General features: G+C 60.5%; 20 protein-coding genes and 2 pseudogenes. 11 read left to right on the top strand and 11 right to left on the bottom strand.

The genetic code is table 11. The annotated features are described in order from the left end of the window. Positions 1–35 precede the first annotated feature (35 nt). Complete coding sequence (glpK, locus tag ACJ8QI_RS23980) at positions 36–1,544, top strand: glycerol kinase GlpK (protein ID WP_019452234.1); 1,509 nt, start codon at positions 36–38, stop codon at positions 1,542–1,544. A gap of 127 nt (positions 1,545–1,671) precedes the next feature. Then, on the top strand, positions 1,672–2,682 hold the full coding sequence (gene glpX / locus ACJ8QI_RS23975; RefSeq protein ID WP_070913792.1) for a class II fructose-bisphosphatase: 1,011 nt from the start codon (positions 1,672–1,674) through the stop codon (positions 2,680–2,682). 40 nt (positions 2,683–2,722) lie between these two features. On the opposite strand, the pseudogene ACJ8QI_RS23970 reads toward glpX, so the two are convergent. The 3 genes and pseudogenes from ACJ8QI_RS23970 to emrD form a co-directional block, all read right to left on the bottom strand. After that, a pseudogene (locus ACJ8QI_RS23970) lies at positions 2,723–2,935 on the bottom strand (dicarboxylate transporter/tellurite-resistance protein TehA); the annotation flags it as partial. Positions 2,936–2,970: 35 nt separating this feature from the next. After that, positions 2,971–3,255, bottom strand: a pseudogene (locus ACJ8QI_RS23965) (dicarboxylate transporter/tellurite-resistance protein TehA); the annotation flags it as partial. A gap of 134 nt (positions 3,256–3,389) precedes the next feature. Beyond that, positions 3,390–4,574, bottom strand: a complete 1,185-nt coding sequence (gene emrD, locus ACJ8QI_RS23960; protein WP_004931102.1) for a multidrug efflux MFS transporter EmrD — start codon at positions 4,572–4,574, stop codon at positions 3,390–3,392. Positions 4,575–4,871: 297 nt separating this feature from the next. Between emrD and ACJ8QI_RS23955 the strand changes: the two genes are divergently transcribed. Next, positions 4,872–5,483, top strand: a complete 612-nt coding sequence (locus tag ACJ8QI_RS23955; RefSeq protein ID WP_060424972.1) for a helix-turn-helix transcriptional regulator — start codon at positions 4,872–4,874, stop codon at positions 5,481–5,483. Positions 5,484–5,486: 3 nt separating this feature from the next. Then, a complete protein-coding gene (gene fpr / locus ACJ8QI_RS23950; protein ID WP_149571897.1) occupies positions 5,487–6,233 on the top strand; it encodes a ferredoxin--NADP(+) reductase in 747 nt (248 codons plus the stop codon). Between the two features lie 11 nt (positions 6,234–6,244). Here fpr and ACJ8QI_RS23945 read toward each other — a convergent pair whose 3' ends face one another. Then, on the bottom strand, positions 6,245–6,664 hold the full coding sequence (locus ACJ8QI_RS23945) for a DUF805 domain-containing protein (protein WP_019452229.1): 420 nt from the start codon (positions 6,662–6,664) through the stop codon (positions 6,245–6,247). Between the two features lie 199 nt (positions 6,665–6,863). On the opposite strand from ACJ8QI_RS23945, the gene ACJ8QI_RS23940 reads away from it, so the two are divergent. Together ACJ8QI_RS23940 and tpiA are read left to right on the top strand one after the other, a co-directional pair. After that, on the top strand, positions 6,864–7,448 hold the full coding sequence (locus ACJ8QI_RS23940) for a DUF1454 family protein (protein WP_047729614.1): 585 nt from the start codon (positions 6,864–6,866) through the stop codon (positions 7,446–7,448). 127 nt (positions 7,449–7,575) lie between these two features. After that, entirely contained in the window at positions 7,576–8,343 is a 768-nt protein-coding gene (gene tpiA / locus ACJ8QI_RS23935; RefSeq protein WP_004931113.1) for a triose-phosphate isomerase, read from the top strand. A gap of 65 nt (positions 8,344–8,408) precedes the next feature. Here the strand turns inward: tpiA and ACJ8QI_RS23930 are convergent, their stop codons facing one another. From ACJ8QI_RS23930 to cpxP, 4 genes are all read right to left on the bottom strand, one after another. Next, on the bottom strand, positions 8,409–9,398 hold the full coding sequence (locus ACJ8QI_RS23930) for a sulfate ABC transporter substrate-binding protein (RefSeq protein WP_025160374.1): 990 nt from the start codon (positions 9,396–9,398) through the stop codon (positions 8,409–8,411). A 186-nt stretch (positions 9,399–9,584) separates the two neighbouring features. After that, positions 9,585–10,547 (bottom strand): 6-phosphofructokinase, encoded by a 963-nt coding sequence (gene pfkA, locus ACJ8QI_RS23925; RefSeq protein WP_004931116.1) that lies wholly within the window; start codon positions 10,545–10,547, stop codon positions 9,585–9,587. Positions 10,548–10,778: 231 nt separating this feature from the next. Further along, the gene (gene fieF / locus ACJ8QI_RS23920; protein WP_033649885.1) at positions 10,779–11,681 is read right to left on the bottom strand and encodes a CDF family cation-efflux transporter FieF; all 903 of its coding nucleotides are present in this window, start codon (positions 11,679–11,681) and stop codon (positions 10,779–10,781) included. 132 nt (positions 11,682–11,813) lie between these two features. Beyond that, on the bottom strand, positions 11,814–12,293 hold the full coding sequence (gene cpxP / locus ACJ8QI_RS23915; RefSeq protein ID WP_004931122.1) for a cell-envelope stress modulator CpxP: 480 nt from the start codon (positions 12,291–12,293) through the stop codon (positions 11,814–11,816). Between the two features lie 148 nt (positions 12,294–12,441). Between cpxP and cpxR the strand changes: the two genes are divergently transcribed. The 5 genes from cpxR (at position 12,442) to ACJ8QI_RS23890 (ending at position 16,659) form a co-directional block, all read left to right on the top strand. Continuing rightward, positions 12,442–13,140 carry an envelope stress response regulator transcription factor CpxR gene (gene cpxR, locus ACJ8QI_RS23910; protein ID WP_004931124.1) on the top strand — a complete coding sequence of 233 codons (699 nt, stop codon included), beginning with the start codon at positions 12,442–12,444 and terminating at the stop codon, positions 13,138–13,140. Beyond that, entirely contained in the window at positions 13,137–14,531 is a 1,395-nt protein-coding gene (cpxA, locus tag ACJ8QI_RS23905) for an envelope stress sensor histidine kinase CpxA (protein WP_048232185.1), read from the top strand. The genes cpxR and cpxA overlap by 4 nt, the downstream gene beginning before the upstream one ends. 43 nt (positions 14,532–14,574) lie before the next feature. Then, on the top strand, positions 14,575–15,048 hold the full coding sequence (trmL, locus tag ACJ8QI_RS23900) for a tRNA (uridine(34)/cytosine(34)/5-carboxymethylaminomethyluridine(34)-2'-O)-methyltransferase TrmL (RefSeq protein WP_004931130.1): 474 nt from the start codon (positions 14,575–14,577) through the stop codon (positions 15,046–15,048). 61 nt (positions 15,049–15,109) lie between these two features. Continuing rightward, complete coding sequence (locus tag ACJ8QI_RS23895) at positions 15,110–15,883, top strand: CHAD domain-containing protein (protein WP_442533179.1); 774 nt, start codon at positions 15,110–15,112, stop codon at positions 15,881–15,883. A gap of 104 nt (positions 15,884–15,987) precedes the next feature. Further along, positions 15,988–16,659, top strand: coding sequence for a DUF3313 domain-containing protein (locus ACJ8QI_RS23890; protein WP_038872629.1), 672 nt, complete (start codon positions 15,988–15,990; stop codon positions 16,657–16,659). Between the two features lie 61 nt (positions 16,660–16,720). On the opposite strand, the gene cysE is transcribed toward ACJ8QI_RS23890, so the two are convergent. From cysE to secB, 3 genes are all read right to left on the bottom strand, one after another. After that, the gene (gene cysE, locus ACJ8QI_RS23885; RefSeq protein WP_149571895.1) at positions 16,721–17,542 is read right to left on the bottom strand and encodes a serine O-acetyltransferase; all 822 of its coding nucleotides are present in this window, start codon (positions 17,540–17,542) and stop codon (positions 16,721–16,723) included. Between the two features lie 103 nt (positions 17,543–17,645). Continuing rightward, positions 17,646–18,665, bottom strand: a complete 1,020-nt coding sequence (gene gpsA, locus ACJ8QI_RS23880; protein WP_038872626.1) for an NAD(P)H-dependent glycerol-3-phosphate dehydrogenase — start codon at positions 18,663–18,665, stop codon at positions 17,646–17,648. Continuing rightward, entirely contained in the window at positions 18,665–19,135 is a 471-nt protein-coding gene (secB, locus tag ACJ8QI_RS23875) for a protein-export chaperone SecB (protein WP_025304678.1), read from the bottom strand. The genes gpsA and secB overlap by 1 nt, the downstream gene beginning before the upstream one ends. Between the last annotated feature and the right edge of the window lie 22 nt (positions 19,136–19,157).

Below are 19,157 nucleotides of genomic sequence, written 5' to 3'. Positions count from 1 at the left end.
AGTTTTACACGGTTAACAACAGCAGGATAATTACCATGACTGTAGAAAAAAAATACATTGTCGCACTCGACCAAGGGACCACCAGTTCACGCGCCGTCGTGCTCGATCACGACGCCAACATCGTTGCGGTATCGCAGCGCGAATTCCCGCAGATCTATCCAAAGGCCGGCTGGGTTGAGCACGACCCGATGGAGATCTGGGCGTCGCAAAGCTCGACGCTGGTAGAAGTGCTGGCGAAAGCCGACATCAGTTCCGATCAGATCGCCGGCATTGGCATCACCAACCAGCGCGAAACCACCATCGTCTGGGAAAAAGAGACCGGCAAGCCGATTTACAACGCCATCGTCTGGCAGTGCCGCCGCACCGCCGACATCTGCGAGAAGCTCAAGCGCGACGGCCTGGAAGAGTACATCCGTCACAACACCGGCCTGGTGGTTGACCCGTACTTCTCCGGCACCAAGGTGAAGTGGATCCTGGACAACGTCGAAGGCGCCCGCGAGCGCGCCAAGCGCGGCGAACTGCTGTTCGGCACCGTCGATACCTGGCTGGTGTGGAAAATGACCCAGGGGCGCGTACACGTTACCGATTACACCAACGCCTCACGCACCATGATGTTCAACATCCACGAGCTGGACTGGGATGAGCGCATGCTGGAAGTGCTGGATATCCCGCGTGCCATGCTGCCGAAAGTCCGTCCTTCCTCCGAGGTGTACGGCCAGACCAACATCGGCGGTAAAGGCGGCACGCGTATTCCTATCGCCGGTATCGCCGGTGACCAGCAGGCAGCGCTGTACGGCCAGCTGTGCGTTCAACCGGGCATGGCGAAGAACACCTACGGCACCGGCTGCTTCCTGCTGATGAACACCGGCAAAGAAGCGGTGCGCTCGAAAAATGGCCTGCTGACCACCATCGCCTGCGGCCCGCGCGGCGAAGTGAACTATGCGCTGGAAGGCGCGGTGTTCATCGGCGGTGCGTCTATCCAGTGGCTGCGCGATGAGCTGAAACTGATCAGCGACGCCGCCGACTCCGAATACTTCGCCACCAAGGTGAAAGACAGCAACGGCGTCTATGTGGTGCCGGCCTTTACCGGCCTGGGCGCCCCTTACTGGGATCCGTATGCCCGCGGCGCCATCTTCGGCCTGACCCGTGGCGCCAACAGCAACCACATCATCCGCGCCACGCTGGAATCCATCGCCTTCCAGACCCGTGACGTGCTGGACGCCATGCAGGCCGACGCCAACACCCGCCTGCAATCGCTGCGCGTGGACGGTGGCGCGGTCGCCAACAACTTCCTGATGCAGTTCCAGTCCGATATCCTCGGCACCCGCGTAGAACGCCCTGAGGTGCGTGAATCGACGGCGCTGGGTGCCGCGTTCCTGGCGGGCCTGGCCATCGGCTACTGGAACGATCTGGATGAAGTGAAGAGCAAAGCGGTGATTGAGCGCGAATTCCGCCCAAGCATCGAAACCACCGAACGCAACTACCGCTACAGCGGCTGGAAAAAAGCGGTGGCTCGTGCTCAGGCATGGGAAGATCACGAGTAATCTCGACGCTGCCGTTTCTCCAACAAGCGCTGCCTGCGGGCGGCGCTTTTTTTGCCCCGCCCCGCCGCCACCGTGCTGTGATAGACTTTGCCGATATTTTCTTCCCTTTCTCACAGACAGGTTTGCCATGAAACGTGAATTAGCCATCGAATTTTCCCGCGTTACCGAAGCCGCCGCGCTGGCGGGCTACAAATGGCTGGGACGCGGCGACAAGAACGCCGCCGACGGCGCGGCGGTCCACGCCATGCGCATCATGCTCAACAAAGTGGATATCGATGGCCGCATCGTGATCGGCGAAGGCGAGATCGACGAAGCGCCGATGCTGTATATCGGCGAACAGGTCGGCACCGGCCAGGGCGACGCAGTCGACATCGCGGTCGATCCGATCGAAGGCACCCGCATGACCGCCATGGGCCAGTCCAATGCGCTGGCGGTATTGGCGGTGGGCGATCGCGGCACCTTCCTGCACGCGCCGGACATGTACATGGAGAAGCTGGTGGTCGGCCCGGCGGCGCGCGGCGCCATCGATCTCGACCTGCCGCTGGCGGAGAACCTGCAGAACGTCGCCGCACGGCTGGGCAAACCGCTGTCGCAGCTGACGGTGATCGTCTTGGCCAAACCGCGCCACGACGGCGTCATCGCGCAGATGCAGCAGCTGGGCGTGCGGGTGTTCGCCATTCCTGACGGCGACGTGGCGGCCTCCATTCTCACCTGCATGCCGGAAAGCGAGGTCGATGTGATGTATGGCATCGGCGGCGCGCCGGAAGGGGTGATCTCAGCCGCGGTGATCCGCGCGCTGGACGGCGACATGCAGGCGCGTTTGCTGCCGCGCCATGAGGTGAAAGGCGACAGCGCCGAGAACCGCCGCATCGGCGAACAGGAACTGACACGCTGCCGGGAAATGGGTATCGAGGCCGGTCAGGTGCTGCGCATGGACCAGATGGCGCGCAACGACAACGTGATCTTCTCCGCCACCGGCATCACCAAGGGCGATCTGCTGGAGGGTATCAGCCGCCAGGGCAACATGGCCACGACCGAAACCCTGCTGATCCGCGGCAAGTCGCGCACCATCCGCCGCATCCGTTCGACCCACTATCTGGATCGCAAAGACCCGGCGCTGCACGAGTTTTTGCTGTAAGCCGACAAGAGACCGCCCCCAGCCTCCGCTGAGGGCGGGTTCATCCCGCCACCGGCGTTTTGGCGGGCAGCAGTTTCCCACGCAACAGCAGCCACAGCGTCTTCACCATCAGGCCGACGAGCAGCAGGTTAGCCAACGCGAACAGCCCCCAGGCCAGCACTTGCATATCTGCCCCGCGCTGGCTCTGCAACAACCGCAGCGACGCGTTCGCCATCGCCGATAAGCCGAACGAGAAAGCCCACATGCCCGGGCTGAAGCCACCGGCAGGCTGTAGGGGTGCAAACCGATGGACACCAACACGCCGCCTGCCGGAAGCAAGCTGATAAAACTGAACTGAGTGTTGCTGCGAAACTCGTCACGCACCGCGCGTGGGTCAATCAGGCAGCGGCAGAGATAGATCAGCGCCAACGCCAGCCAGATAGCACTGCCGAGAAAGATGAGCGACTCACCCAGCCAGCCGGGCCCATAGCCGAGCGTGGCGGCGTATCGCCAGGCGCTGCCGAGGCCGAAAACCCCCAGAACCATCCCAAAGAAACCGACGGGAACACGTTGAATGCACTGCAGTGATGACATAGCGAATAACCCGGAAAAATACTGTCGGTAAAGTGTATACCGATCGCCTCAGCGCAGTAATAACCTGGGTCAAACCGGCGGCAGGACCTTAGTCGTCTTGCAAGACTAAGGCCTGCGCCGGTTCAGGAAGAGGGTTATGCGGTATGCCCCTGATGTTGCATCCGGTTGGACAGCGGCCACCAGCACAGCAGGATCAGCAGCGCCATCGCGAACATCAGCAATCCGAGGCTGAACTGCCCGGTTTGCGGCAGCATGGCGGAAAGCCAGGTCGCGAGCCCCGATCCCATGTTCTGCATGCCGCCCACCAACGCGCCCGCCGCGCCGGCCAGGTAAGGGAACGGCTCCATCGCCCCGGTGGTCGCCAGCGGGAACAGCATGCCGGCGCCGAAGAAGAACAGCGCGGCCGGCACGATCAGCGTCCAGATGTTCATCACGCCGAACCAGCCCGGGATCCACATCATCGCCCCCGCCAGCAGGCAGCTAATCACCGAATGCCACATCAGGGTGTGGAAGGTCTTGCCGTCGCGCCCGGCGTACCAGGCGCCGAAAAACGCCGCCGGGATCGGCAGAATGAACAGGATGCTGACGGTCAGACCGCTCAGCCCCAATACGCCGCCCATCAACACGCCACAGCTGGCCTCGAATACCGCAATCCCCGCCAGCGCGCCGATCAGCATCACCAGATAGCAGCTGAAGGTGCTGTCGCCCAGCAGCTGGCGAAAACTGGCCAGCATGCGGCGTTTTTCCGTCTGCACCGGGCGGGTCTCCGGCAACCAGCGAAACATGGCGAAGGCGACGCAGGCGCACAGCGCCAACAGGAAGGCATAACAGGCGCGCCAGCCGAACACCATTGCCAATGCGCCGCCGATCACCGGCGCCAGCAGCGGGCTAACCAGAATCCCCATGTTCAACAGGCTATTGGCGTAGCGCAGCGCGGTGCCGGCATACAGATCGCGCGGCATGGTGCGCGCCATCACGCCCGCCACGCCGGTGCCCATGCCCTGAATCGCGCTGGCGGCGACCAGCATCGTCAGGTTGGTGGACAGCAGCGCGCCCAGCGCACCGACCAGGAAGATCATCATGCCGGTCAGGATCACCGGACGACGTCCGATACGGTCCGATATCGGACCGTAAATCAGCTGGGAGAAACCGTAGGTCAGCAGATACGCCGCCATCACCCGTTGCACGGCGCCGGTGCGAACCGACAGATCGTGGGCGATATCAGCAATCACGGGAACATAAATGGTTTGCGCCATCTGGCCGACGGCGACCAACAGGATAAGCATCACCAGCAGGTGAAAATTCTCTAGTTTTCTCATTATCTTCGTTAACGTTTCAACTCGTCACAGCGTCCCGGTATGGCCGTTGCAGCAGCCAGAACGGCGAGCAGCCCTCTATGGCGGCATAAACTAATCAAATCTGATTTTTTTAGCGAGTTTCAGGCAGATATTGATCCAGGTCACACTGGCAGCAAACCCGACCAGGCTCGTAAATTAAACTGTACGTCTAACGCTTTGGAGTTAAAAATAGCGCCCTTGCAGTAGCCGCGCTTTAGCATTTAATCGATAATTCTTTTCATCAACTTGAAATAAAATAACACCATAGGGATTTGGTTCATGAAAACACCTGAGCTGATTTTATTGCAGTTAAAGGCTCTCGGCCCGCACTCGGCCAAAATGCTGGCGGAGCGTCTGGACATTACGCCGATGGGCATCCGACAACATCTGCAATCCCTGGAAAAACGTGAGTTGGTTTGTTACGAAGAAGCGCGCAGCAAGGTCGGCCGCCCGACGCGCTACTGGTCGCTGACCGAGCGAGGGCACGCCTTTGCCGCCGCCGATCAGGAGCGGCTGCGGGCATCCGCGCTGCAGCTGTTTGGCGGCGCCGGGGTGGAGCCGTTGCTCAACGCGCGCGAAGAGCAGCTTTATCTGCGTTATGCCGAAGAGCTGTCCGCCGAGCGCAGCCATCAGGACCGGTTAGCCCGCCTGGTGCGCCTGCGGCAACACGACGGTTACATGGCCGAATTGTTCGACCACCCGCACGGCACGCTGTTGGTGGAAAACCACTGCCCGATTGGCGTGGCCGGTTCCAGCTGCAGCAGCCTGTGCAATTCCGAGCTGCAGCTGTTTCACCGCCTGTTCGGCAACGACTACCGGGTAGAGCGCACCGCGCACGCCATTTCCGGCTCACGACATTGTGCTTATTTGATTCGACCACGGGAGCTTTAGAGTATGGCTGAATGGGTAAACGGCAAGGTTACGCAGGTAAAACAATGGACCGACGGGCTGTTCAGCCTGGTGGTCAAGGCCCCCATCGATCCTTTCACCGCCGGGCAATTTGCCAAGCTGGCGCTGGAGATCGACGGCGAACGGGTGCAACGTGCCTACTCCTACGTCAATGCCCCCGACGACGCCAATCTGGAGTTCTATCTGGTCACCGTGCCGGAAGGCAAGCTGAGCCCGCGCCTCAGTCAGCTGCAGCCGGGCTCGGACGTGATGGTAACCAAAGAAGCGGCCGGCTTCTTCGTGCTGGACGAGGTGCCCGACTGCGATACGCTGTGGATGCTGGCGACCGGCACCGCCATCGGCCCCTATTTATCGATTCTGCAGCAGGGCGCCGGCCTGGAGCGCTTCAACAACCTGGTGCTGGTGCACGCCGCGCGCTTTGCGCGTGACCTGAGCTACCTGCCGCTGATGCAGCAACTGCAGCAACGCTACAACGGCAAGCTGCGCATCCAGACCGTCGTCAGCCGCGAAGAGGCGCCCGGCTCATTGACCGGCCGCGTACCGGCGCTGATCGAGGACGGCCGGCTGGAAGCGGCGATCGGTTTGACTATCGACGCCGAAACCAGCCACGTGATGCTGTGCGGCAACCCGCAAATGGTGCGGGACACCCAGCAAACGCTGAAAGACCACCGCCAGATGCGCAAGCACCTGCGCCGCAAGCCGGGCCACATCACCAGCGAACACTACTGGTAACCCGGCGAGGGTCAGCGGAACTTCACCGGTTCGGCTTCCGGGCCAAACCGGTTATCTCCCGGCGTGCCGACGAAGGCACCCAGATCGATCATCATCATCACGATAATCAGCGTCGGAATGAAGCGCCCAACGCCCCATTGCCAGATCGGCGCCAGCATCTGCCAGTTCCCCGCCGCCAGCATCCACGCCAGGATCAGCAGCAGCGCCCACCAGCCGGCCTTGTTGCGATCGTGCAGGCGCTTGACCAGCACCGCCGCCGTCGGCCACAGCAGCGCCACGATAAAGAAGGCGATGGATTGGATGGCGACCAGCTGATAATTGGCCAGCGTAAACGCCGCCGCCATCAGCACCAACCACAGCCCCATCCAAATCCAGAAGTCGCGCCGCCCGATGCGGCCCTTAAAAGAAAAACACCACTGTTGTAACGTCATCGATTCCTGCGCTCTAAGCCTGCCCATATTCTGCGCCGCAGTGTAACATAGGCGCTGCCGGGCCGAGTTTTCCGCCTCGCATAACGCGGTGCGCCGCACAGCTTTCTCGTCAGCGAACCGATAATGGCGTGGGATCTTTGACAAGCCCCGCGGGTTATCGCTTTAATCGGAGCCATCTTTGTCCTTGATGCCATACGCCATGCTGAGAAAAACCCTCGTCATCGCCTGCCTGCTTCAGGTGGCCGCCAGCGCCTGGGCCGATCCGCCGCCCGCCGATGCGACGCCCGCCGCACCTTACCTGCTGGCCGGGGCACCGACGTTCGATCTGACGGTGGTCAAATTCCGCGAAAAATACAACCGCGATAACCCGAAGCTGCCGATTGGCGAATTCCGCGCCATTCCCGCCGCCGAAGACGATTCGCCGCTGCTGACGCGCGCCGCCAGCAAACTCAACGAAAACCTGTACGCCTCCACCGCGCTGGAGAAAGGCACCGGTAAAATCAAAACGTTGCAGATCACTCACCTGCCGCTGCAGCAGGCCAATGAAGAAAAAGCCGCGCGCGCCATCGCCATCAGCTACATGGCGGCGCTGATGCGCCAGTTCGAACCGGCGTTGACGGTGGAACAGAGCCAGAACAAGGTGAACAGCCTGCTGGAAAAAGGCAAAGGGTCGCGCTTTTACCAACAGCAGGTCGGCGCCATTCGCTATGTCGTCTCGGACAACGGCGATAAAGGCGTAACCTTCGCGGTTGAACCGATTAAGCTGGCGCTTTCCGAGCCGTAACGGCGCGGCATTTAATGACGAAAAGCAAAGCCTTCGCGCTTAATGATCTCTATACTGTTGGGCAGGTAAACTGCCGGTCCGGCAGTTGTCATTTCGACTCTCGCGTTTTCTAGTTGGAGGAAAAAACATGCGTCATCCATTAGTTATGGGTAACTGGAAGCTTAACGGCAGCACCCACATGGTCAACGAACTGATCGCCGGCCTGCGCAATGAGCTGAGCAGCGTTGACGGCTGTGGCGTCGCCATCGCCCCGCCGGTGATGTATCTGGATCAGGCCAAGCACGCGCTGGCCGGCAGCCGCATCGCGCTGGGCGCGCAGAACGTGGACGTTAACCTGTCCGGCGCCTTCACCGGTGAAGTTTCCGCCAACATGCTGAAAGACGTCGGCGCCCAGTACATCATCATCGGCCACTCCGAGCGTCGCACCTACCACAAAGAGAGCGACGAAGTCATCGCCGAGAAATTCGCCGTGCTGAAAGAAGCCGGCCTGATCCCGGTACTGTGCATCGGTGAAACCGAAGCGGAAAACGCTGCGGGCAAAACTGAAGAAGTGTGTGCGCGCCAGATCGACGCCGTGCTGAAAACGCTGGGCGCACCGGCGATGAAAGGCACCGTGATCGCCTATGAGCCGGTCTGGGCCATCGGTACCGGCAAGTCCGCTACCCCTGCGCAGGCGCAGGCCGTGCACAAATTTATCCGTGACCACATCGCCAAACACGATGCCGCGGTTGCCGCTGAAATCATCATCCAGTACGGCGGTTCGGTGAACGACAAGAACGCCGCAGAGCTGTTCTCTCAGCCGGACATCGACGGCGCGCTGGTTGGCGGCGCTTCGCTGAAAGCCGACGCTTTCGCCGTGATCGTCAAAGCCGCTGCCGCAGCGAAAAAAGCCTGATTGTCTTAGGCTTGTCATAAAAAAACCCCGGCTTGCCGGGGTTTTTTATTGCCGCTCAGCCGGCATCAGCGTTTGCTGATCTCATCGAACACGCCGCCGGTGGCGAAGTGCACCTTCTGCGCTTCGGTCCAGCCGCCGAAGGTGTCATCCACGGTGAACAGCTTCAGCTGCGGGAACTGCCCGGCAAACTTGGCCGCCACCGCCGCATCGCGCGGACGGTAATAGTGCTGTGCCGCGATGGTCTGCCCTTCCGGCGAATACAGATACTTCAGGTAGGCGGTCGCCACATCGCGGGTACCGCGTTTATCGACCACCTTATCCACTACCGACACCGTCGGTTCGGCCAGGATCGATTCACTCGGGGTGATAATCTCGAACTTGTCTTTGCCCAGCTCTTTCTCCGCCAGCAGCGCTTCGTTTTCCCAGGCGATCAGCACGTCGCCGATGCCGCGCTCAACGAAGGTGTTGGTCGAGCCGCGCGCGCCGGAATCCAGCACTTCGACGTTCTTGTACAGGTTTTTGACGAAATCCTGCGCCTTGGCCTTATCGTTGTTGTTGTGGTGCAACGCGTAGCCCCAGGCGGCCAGGTAGTTCCAGCGGGCGCCACCGGAGGTTTTCGGGTTCGGGGTGATCACCGACACGCCCGGCTTGAGCAGATCGGGCCAATCGTGAATCTGTTTCGGGTTGCCTTTGCGCACCAGGAAGACGATGGTCGAGGTGTAAGGCGCCGAGTTGTCCGGCAGGCGTTTGATCCAGTCTTTCTCGATACGCCCGCGTTCGGCGATGGCGTCGACGTCATAGGCCAGCGCCAACGTCACCACGTCGGCCTCGATGCCGTTGATCACCGAGGTCGCCTGTTTGCCGGAGCCGCCATGCGACTGGCGCACCGTCACCTTGTCGCCGGTTTCCGCCTGATAGTGCTTGCTGAATGCCGTGTTGTAAGCCTGATAGAACTCACGCGTCGGATCGTATGACACGTTCAGCAGTTGAATATCCTTCGCCATGGCGCCGGACGCCAACAGCACCAATGTCAGACCAACACCCCATTTACGCATCGACAGGCTCTCCCAGAAAATTAAGCGCAACCTCAATCGGTTGATTTAGCATCAGAGCCTGCCAGAAACTTTCCCGGCAATTAAAGAATAAAAAATTTTGGGATAGATGATTCCGGAATATATCGCCGACGGGCATAAAAAAGCCCCCGCGAGCGGAGGCTTTTTTGTCGTGCGGTGAGCGGCATATCAGTACAGTTTTTTCGCCGTTTCCAGCCAGTCACCCTTGAACGGACGCTTCATGTTTTCGATCGCGTCGATGATGTCGTGATGCACCATTTTTTCGTTCTGGATACCGACGCAGCGGCCGCCGTAGCCCTGCAGCAGCAGCTCGATGGCGTAGGCGCCCATGCGCGAGGCCAGGATGCGGTCGTAGGCAACCGGCGAACCGCCGCGTTGAATGTGGCCCAACACGGTAGCGCGAGTTTCACGCTTGGTTTCCTGCTCGATGTGGCGCGCCAGCTCATCGATATCGCAGATGTGCTCGGTGATCGCCACGATGGCGTGTTTTTTACCCTTGGCGATACCGGCCTTGATTTCGCACACCAGGTCTTCGCGGTTGAATTCGATTTCAGGCAGCACGATGAATTCGCAACCGCCGGCAATCGCCGCCGCCAGCGTCAGATCGCCGCAGTAACGGCCCATCACTTCCACGATGGAGATACGCTGGTGCGAAGAGGAGGTATCGCGCAGGCGGTCAATCGCTTCCACCACGGTTTCCAGCGCAGTGAAGTAACCGATGGTGTAGTCGGTGCCGGCAACGTCGTTATCGATGGTGCCCGGCAGGCCGATGCACGGGAAGCCTTCTTCCGTCAGGCGTTTGGCGCCCATGTAGGAACCGTCGCCGCCGATCACCACCAGCGCGTCGATGCCGCGATTCTTCAGGTTTTCAATCGCCTTGGCGCGCACGTTTTCATCCCTGAACTCCGGGAAGCGGGCCGAGCCAAGGAAGGTGCCGCCGCGGTTGATCATGTCGGACACGCTATAGCGGTCCAGCTGCTCCATGCGATCTTCGTACAAGCCAAGGTAGCCATCGTAAATACCAAAAACTTCCAGACCTTCTGAAAGCGCAGAACGCACAACGCCGCGGATTGCAGCGTTCATACCCGGCGAATCACCGCCGCTCGTCAGTACACCGATTTTCTTGATCATGACTACCTCTGAACTGTGTAGATGCAATTTCTTAAGAATTCTGTCTCCGCCGATCGTCTTGAAACCTCTCCGGCTGCAGAAAACCAGCTTTACGGCTTATTGCTGGATATTATATCAAAAACACCCAGCTGAATTGATTCAAGTCACGCAATATAACGGTAAAAACACCGCATGGCACGCTGAGCTAACTCAGATATTCATGATAATACTTCGATCTATGCCTCTATCTGATTATAGCTCCCAATGCCCCTGCCTACCCGGCGGCACCACGGAGCACGGATCCAGGTGAATGATGACGTCCGCCCCCGCAAAACGGTGCCGCAACGCCTGTTCCACCTGATCGGCCAACCGATGCGCCTCACGCAGCGGCAGCGTGTCTTCCATCTCCAGATGCAACTGGATGAAACGCGTCGGCCCCGACTGCCGCGTGCGCAGATCGTGCGCGCCTTTCACCCCGGGCCAAGAGGAAACCACCTCGATAATCGCCTGGCGTTCGTCATCCGGCAACGCCCGATCCAGCAGCGACTGCACCGCTTCGTAGCCCATGCGCAGCGCGCTATACAGGATGTAAACGCCGATGCCCAGCGCGAACAGCGCGTCCGCCCGCTGGAAGCCGTACCAGCTTAGCCCAAGAGCGATAAGAATAGCACCATTCATCATGACATCTGACTGATAATGCAGCATATCTGCGCGCACTGCCTGGCTGCGCGTTTTTCTGACCACCCAACGTTGATAGGTGACCAGAATCAGGGTGCTGATCAACGCGATCACCGTCACGACGATCCCGACGCCGGGATCGCGCAGCGTTTGCGGCGCATACAAATGCTGGAAGCCGGTGAGGAACAGAAACAGGGCGGAGCCGGAAATAAACATGCTTTGCGCCAGCGCCGCCAGCGACTCCGCTTTGCCGTGGCCAAAGGTGTGCTCGGCATCGGCCGGCTGCAGCGAATAGCGCACCACCAGAAGGTTGGTCAGCGAGGCGGCAATATCGACCAGCGAATCCACCAGCGCCGCCAGCAGGCTGACCGAACCGGTGTGGTACCAGGCGACGATTTTGATCAACAGCAGCGACGACGCCAGCGCGGTAGCGGCCAACGCAGCGGACTTTACCAGGCGTGCATAGCGCTGTTCCATGAAGGGATCCCGGTCAAAAGGTGTGGCGCTCAATATAGCGAAATGTCGGATAAAAAAAACCCCGCCATCATGGCGGGGAAGACAGGGATGGTGTCTATGGCAAGGAAAAACAGGGGACTACTCAGTCGTACTTCACTTCTGGGCAGAAGCTTGCTGCAAACCAGAAATTTGTTGCTCCATCTGCTGCATACGCTGCTGATGTTTCTGGTCTAAAACACTTTTTTGCTCTGGCGTCAGCAGGTTATACATTTGGTTGCGCACCCGGGCCATTTCGACCTGGCGCTTGACCTGCTGTTGGGCCATCTTTTCCGCCTGGGCATACACGGCGGCTTCGTCAAATTTCTCTGCGGTCACCAGTTTATGCATGGCTTCCATTTCAGCTACATTGACACCAGGCAGATCGTGCCGGGCCTGGCGCATCAAATCGCGCATTTGCTGGCGCTGCTGTTCACTGAGGCTGACACCGTCGAACATATGGTGCTGGCCGGGTATTCGGGTCATCGCGTCGTTGCCGGGAGGTTGGGCTGTGTCCGGTATAGTGTCGGCAGCGAAGGCAGCGGTCGAACCAATTGCCAGCAGTGATGCCATAACTAATGCGGTCACCTTACGCATTTCAACTCCTCAAGCTTTCTCACTTTGCGAATCAACGAGGAGCAGTGTACCGCTACACCTGAAAACCTGCGTCAGTGCATGTAAAACTACGTAAAGTCATGGAATGGCAACAGTTGATGACGTATTTTGCGTCTGGAGGTAAATCATAATGAACAAGATTCTGTTAGTTGACGACGACCGCGAGTTGACCTCGCTGTTAAAAGAACTGCTTGAAATGGAAGGTTTTAATATCGTCGTCGCGCACGATGGCGAGCAGGCGTTGTCGCTGCTGGACAGCTCCGTCGATCTGCTGCTGCTCGATATCATGATGCCGAAGAAAAACGGCATCGATACGCTGAAAGAACTGCGCCAACATCACCAAACGCCGGTCATCATGCTGACCGCGCGCGGCAGCGAACTGGACCGCGTGCTGGGCCTGGAGCTGGGCGCCGATGATTACCTGCCAAAACCCTTTAACGATCGCGAACTGGTCGCGCGCATTCGCGCCATTCTGCGCCGTTCCAACTGGAGCGAACAGCAGCAGCAGGTCGACAGCGGCGCCCCGACGCTGGATGTCGATGGCCTGCAGCTCAACCCCGGCCGCCAGGAGGCCAGCTTCGACGGTCAGGTACTGGATCTGACCGGCACCGAATTCACCCTGCTTTACCTGCTGGCGCAGCATCTCGGCCAGGTGGTGTCGCGCGAACTGCTGAGCCAGGAAGTGCTGGGCAAACGCCTGACCCCGTTCGATCGCGCCATCGACATGCACATTTCCAACCTGCGGCGTAAGCTGCCGGATCGCAAAGACGGGCATCCGTGGTTCAAAACCCTGCGCGGGCGGGGTTATTTGATGGTATCTGCAACATGATCAACAGTTTGACGGCACGCATCTTCGCCATTTTCTGGTTCACGTTAGCCCTGGTGCTAATGTTGGTGCTGATGGTGCCCAAGCTCGACTCCCGCCAAATGACCTCGCTGCTCGACAGCGAGCAGCGGCAGGGGTTGATGCTGGAACAGCACGTCGAGGCCGAGTTGCAAAACGATCCGGCCAACGATCTGATGTGGTGGCGCCGCCTGTTCCGCGCCATCGACAAATGGGCGCCGCCGGGCCAACGCCTGCTGCTGGTCACCAGCGAAGGCCGGGTGATCGGCGCGCAGCGCAATGAAATGCAGATCGTCCGCAACTTCATCGGCCAATCCGATAATTCAGATCATCCGAAGAAGAAAAAGTACGGTCGCGTCGAGCTGGTCGGGCCGTTCGCGGTGCGCGACGGCGAAGACAACTACCAGCTGTACCTGATCCGCCCCGCCAACAGCCCGCAATCCGATTTCATCAACCTGATGTTCGACCGGCCGCTGCTGCTGCTGATCGTCACCATGCTGATCAGCGCCCCGCTGCTGCTGTGGCTGGCCTGGAGCCTGGCGAAACCGGCACGCAAGCTGAAGAACGCCGCCGATGACGTGGCGCGTGGCAACCTGAAGCAGCATCCGGAACTGGAGGCCGGCCCGCAGGAGTTTCTGGCCACCGGCGCCAGCTTCAACCAGATGGTCAGCGCGCTGGAGCGCATGATGAACGCACAGCAACGGCTGATCTCGGACATCTCGCACGAGCTGCGCACGCCGCTGACGCGCCTGCAGCTGGCCACCGCGTTGATGCGTCGCCGCCATGGTGAAGGCCACGAGCTGGCGCGCATCGAAACCGAAGCGCAGCGGCTGGATTCGATGATCAACGATCTGCTGGCGCTGTCGCGCGGGCAGCAAAAAGGCGAGCTGGCGCGCGAGCAGCTGAAGGCCAACGACCTGTGGGCCGACGTGCTGGACAATGCCCGTTTCGAAGCGGAACAGATGGGCAAGCAGTTGGAGATCACCGCGCCGCCCGGCCCTTGGACGCTGTTCGGCAACGCGAGTGCGCTGGACAGCGCGTTGGAAAACATCGTGCGCAACGCCCTGCGTTATTCGCACACCCGCATTGCCGTGGCGTTCAGCGCCGACAATCAGGGCGTGACCATCCAGGTTGACGACGACGGCCCCGGCGTCAGCGCCGAAGATCGCGAGCAGATCTTCCGTCCGTTCTACCGCACCGATGAAGCGCGCGACCGCGAATCCGGCGGCACCGGCCTCGGCCTGGCGATCGTCGAAGCGGCAGTCAACCAGCATCGCGGCTGGGTGAAGGCCGAAGACAGCCCGCTTGGCGGCCTGCGGCTGGTGCTGTGGCTGCCGCTGCATCATCAACGTCTGTCGACTAAGACAGAACAGTAAGAGTTTGCTATCCTGCGCCCCTCGTTCACGAGGGGCCTGCAACATGCTGAACATCGTTTTATTTGAACCCGAAATTCCACCCAACACCGGCAATATCATCCGCCTGTGTGCCAATACCGGCTTTAACCTGCACCTGATCGAACCGCTGGGATTCCCGTGGGACGACAAGCGCCTGCGCCGCGCCGGGTTGGACTACCATGAGTTCACCCGCGTCAGCCGCCATGCCGATTACGCCGCCTTTCTCGCCGCCGAAAACCCACAGCGGCTGTTTGCCCTGACCACCAAAGGCACGCCGGCGCACAGCGCCGTCAGCTATCAGGCCGGCGACTATCTGCTGTTCGGCCCGGAAACGCGCGGGTTGCCCGCCGACATCCTCGATGCGCTGCCTGCGCAGCAAAAAATCCGCATCCCGATGCAGGCGCAAAGCCGCAGCATGAACCTGTCGAATGCCGTATCGGTGGTGGTGTATGAGGCCTGGCGACAGCTGGACTATGCCGGCGCGCTGATCAAGGCATAATCCGCGACGACGCGCCATACTGGAAGCATCATCGCTGCAATGTTCTTTCCAGGAACGGCACATGGCTTTCATCGAGGATATTGTCACCCAGCTTCGCCGCCTCGAGACGGCGCTGAACGAGGCGCTGCTGCGGCTGCAGCAGGCGCAAGACAGCGAAGCGCTGCACGACCTGCGCGTCTGTCTGCGCCGCATTCGCAGCCTGCTGCGCCCGTTGCGCGGCTGCCCCGGCGCAACGCGGCTCGATCGGGCCGCCGCCGAGTTAGGGCGGCTCACGACGCCGCTGCGCGATCTCGAGGTGCTGAGCGCCGAACTGGCACGCCATCGCCTCGATTGGCAGACCAACGTGCGCCGGAGCGATCTTCAGGCTCGCTGCCGTCAACTGCTCGCCCATCCGCAGCTCATCGACTTTCCCTTGCTGTTGCACGCCTGGCCGCGCCGCTTCCGCCGCACCGCGCGACGCACCGCCAAATACCGCCTGAACCGGCGCCTACAGCGCCAGCAGCGGCAGCTGCGCCGGGCATTGGCCGATACCGGCTACGATCGCCACCGTCTGCGGCTGCTGATAAAACGCCTGCGTTACGCCGCCGAAGCCTATCCGCAACGCCTTTCCCTCTCTGCCGAAGCGACGGCGGGCCTCAAAGCGGCGCAAAACGCCCTCGGCGACTGGCACGATCGGGAGGTCTGGTGCCTGCAGGCCGAGCATCAGGCGGATCTCTGGCCGTTGTTGCCCCTATGGCAAGTTGAGCAACGCCAGGCGCTGGCCAGAGCGGATACCCTACTCGCCGCCTTATCACCGGCGCTGGCGGCGAAAACCGGCGGCGCATCACGATCCTGAAAAAAGGCCGCGGCAGGGCACACCCGGCCCCGAAAATGCCCGATGAGGCACAGATAATGCGCTATTTTTTGTAAGGGTAATCACCACTCATCATAGGAAACCATATGAAGAAACAACGCTTGAGCGTTGCCATGGCGGTTCTGGCAGCGGGCCTGTTGCTGGCGGGCTGTTCGTCCAAAGTCACCCAAACGTCTCAATATTCGGGCTTCTTGTCCGATTACAGCAAACTGCAGGAAACCACCTCGCCAAGCGGCCATAAAACGCTGCGCTGGATAGATCCAAACTACAAGGAATCCAACTACCGCGGCCTCTATTTCCAACCGGTGGTCTATTTCCCGGCGGAAAAACCGACCACGCGCGTCAGCCAGGACACGCTGAACAAAATCAAGGCGTATGCGACCCAGCGGATTAAAGCCGCGCTACAGAACCGCTTCACCATTCTGCCCAGCCCGGCAGGCTCACGTGTATTAGTAGCCAAACTCGCCATCACCGCCGTTTCCGCCGAAAACGAAGACATGAAGTTCTATGAGGTGGTACCGGTCGCGGCGGTCGTTGCCAGCACCATGGCGGCGACCGGGCACCGGACGCAAAATACCGCGCTGTATATCGAAGGCGAGCTGATCGACCAGGATACCGGTAAAACGGTGATGGAAGTGGTACGCAAGGCTTACGGCAAAACCGTCAACAACGACAGCACGCCGGTCACGGCGGATGACGTCAAGGCGGCGATCGACGACATCGTTACCGATATCACCAACTTCCCGAAACAGGGCTGACCGCCGCCTGAAAAACACAGGGGGAGCCGAAGCTCCCCCTGAATGGCTGCGCAGACGGCACTCAAATGCCGTCGCCGTACTCAAAGCCGTGATTGGTGCCGTTGAAGTATTGGTCCATATCCATCGACGGCGTATCGCTCTCCGGACGCCCGACGATGCGCGCCGGTACGCCGGCGGCGGTGGTGTGCGGCGGTATCGCCTGCAAGACCACCGAGCCCGCACCGATCTTCGCGCCCTTGCCCACTTCGATATTACCGAGAATTTTGGCGCCGGCGCCAATCATCACCCCTTCGCGAATTTTCGGGTGACGGTCGCCGCTGGTTTTACCGGTACCGCCCAGAGTGACCGACTGCAGGATAGAGACGTTGTTCTCCACCACCGCCGTTTCACCGATCACGATGCCGGTGGCGTGGTCGAGCATGATGCCGCAGCCGATGGACGCCGCCGGGTGGATGTCCACGCCGAAGGCGACGGAAATTTGATTTTGCAGGTAGATAGCCAGCGCTTGCCGCCCTTGCTGCCACAGCCAGTGACCGATACGGTAAGCCTGCAGCGCATGGAACCCTTTCAGGTAAAGCAGTGGCGTGGAATATTTATCGACCGCCGGGTCGCGCAGCCGCACCGCAAGGATATCGCGCGCCGCCGAAACGATCATCTGGTTGTCGGACTTGTACGCCTCTTCCACCACCTCGCGCACCGCGATGGCGGGCATGATCGGCGTCGCCAGCTTGTTGGCCAGCATATAGCTGAGCGCGCTGCCCAGGTTCTCGTGCTTGAGCAACGTCGCATGGAAAAAGCTGGCCAGCATCGGTTCACAATCAGCCAGTGCTCGCGCTTCTGATTTAATGCTGTTCCAGACCTGCTCCAACTCTTCTGACGACATCACATTCCCCTCTGCCTTGCCAAACGGGCCGCTTCACACGGTAGCGCGGAGCGGCCCAGGTCATTTGCGGGGTCAGCACGCTGCCCCGGCATATCGTTTTATGTCACGCGCTGGGTTTTTCGTCCTTTCGGGCTCGCCCCAGCAGGCTCAGCGCCGCTTCGCGGGCGTCTTTATGGCAGTAAAGCACCTGATAAATCTGTTCGGTGATCGGCATTTCCACGCCGTGCCGCTGCGCCAGCGCCAACACCTCTTTGGTATTGCGATAGCCCTCGACCACCTGGCCGATGCTGTCCTGCGCTTCCTGCACGCCTTTGCCCTGCCCCAGCATAATGCCGAAGCGGCGGTTGCGCGATTGGTTGTCCGTGCAGGTTAGCACCAGATCCCCCAGCCCCGCCATGCCCATGAACGTCGAAGGATCGGCGCCGAGCGCAGAACCCAGACGGCTCATTTCCGCCAGCCCGCGTGTAATCAACGCGGTGCGGGCGTTGGCGCCGAAACCGATGCCGTCGGACATGCCGGCGCCGATGGCGATCACGTTCTTCACCGCGCCGCCAAGCTGCACGCCGATGAAGTCGGGATTGCTATAGACACGGAAGCTCTTGCCGCAGTGCAGCAGCTGTTGCAGATCGTCGGCGAACTGCGCATCGGTCGCCGCCAGCGCGATCGCCGTCGGCAGGCCGGCGGCCAGCTCTTTGGCGAACGTCGGCCCGGAGAGCACCGCCAGCGGGATCGTCTCGCCCAACGCCTCACGCGCCACGTCCTGCAGCAACCGGCCGGTTTCCGCTTCCAGCCCCTTGGTGGCCCACACGATGCGGGCGTCCGGGCGCAGATGCGGCTTCAGCTGGCGCAGCACGTCGCCGAACACGTGGCTCGGCACCACCACCAGCACGTCGCGGCTGGCCGCCAGCGCACGCGCCAAATCGGCTTCAAGCAGCAGGGTATCGGGGAAGGGAACGTCGGGCAGAAACGCCTGATTGCAGCGATCTTGCTGCAACGTTTGAATTTGCGCGGGGTTGTGCCCCCACAGCACCACGGAGTGGCCGTTACGCGCCAGCGTAATGGCCAATGCGGTGCCGTACGAGCCGGCACCGATGACAGTCATTGAAGCATTGACGGTGTTCATCAGGCATCCTGATGTGGTGCGGCACCTTCGCCTTCCGCCTGCTGCTGCAGATAGTTCATGAACAGCGCGTCAAAGTTGACCGGTGCCAGGTTCAGCTGCGGGAATGTACCGCGGGAAACCAGGCTGGTGATGCACTCGCGCGCATACGGGAACAGGATGTTCGGGCAGTATGCACCCAGGCAATGCGCCAGCTGCGTGCCTTCGATGCCTGCTACCGAGAAGATGCCCGCCTGTTGCACTTCGCACAGGAACGCAGTTTCTTCGCCCAGGCTCGCCGTCACTGTTACGCGCAGTACCACTTCATACACTTCGTCAGCCAGCTGGCTGGACGCGGTATCCAGATCAAGTTTAACTTCCGGCTGCCATTCCTGCTGGAAAACCTGCGGCGCGTTCGGCGCTTCGAAGGAGATGTCCTTGGTATAAATACGTTGGATCTGGAAAGCCATTTCGGTGCTGTTTTGTTCTGACATGTGAGTAATACCCTTGGTTAAA

Source organism: Serratia sp. CY84636, from assembly GCF_052166245.1.
GTDB lineage: Bacteria > Pseudomonadota > Gammaproteobacteria > Enterobacterales > Enterobacteriaceae > Serratia > Serratia nevei.
The sequence above is the reverse complement of the archived record's forward strand: the minus strand, read 5'-3'. Positions and strand labels throughout refer to the sequence as shown.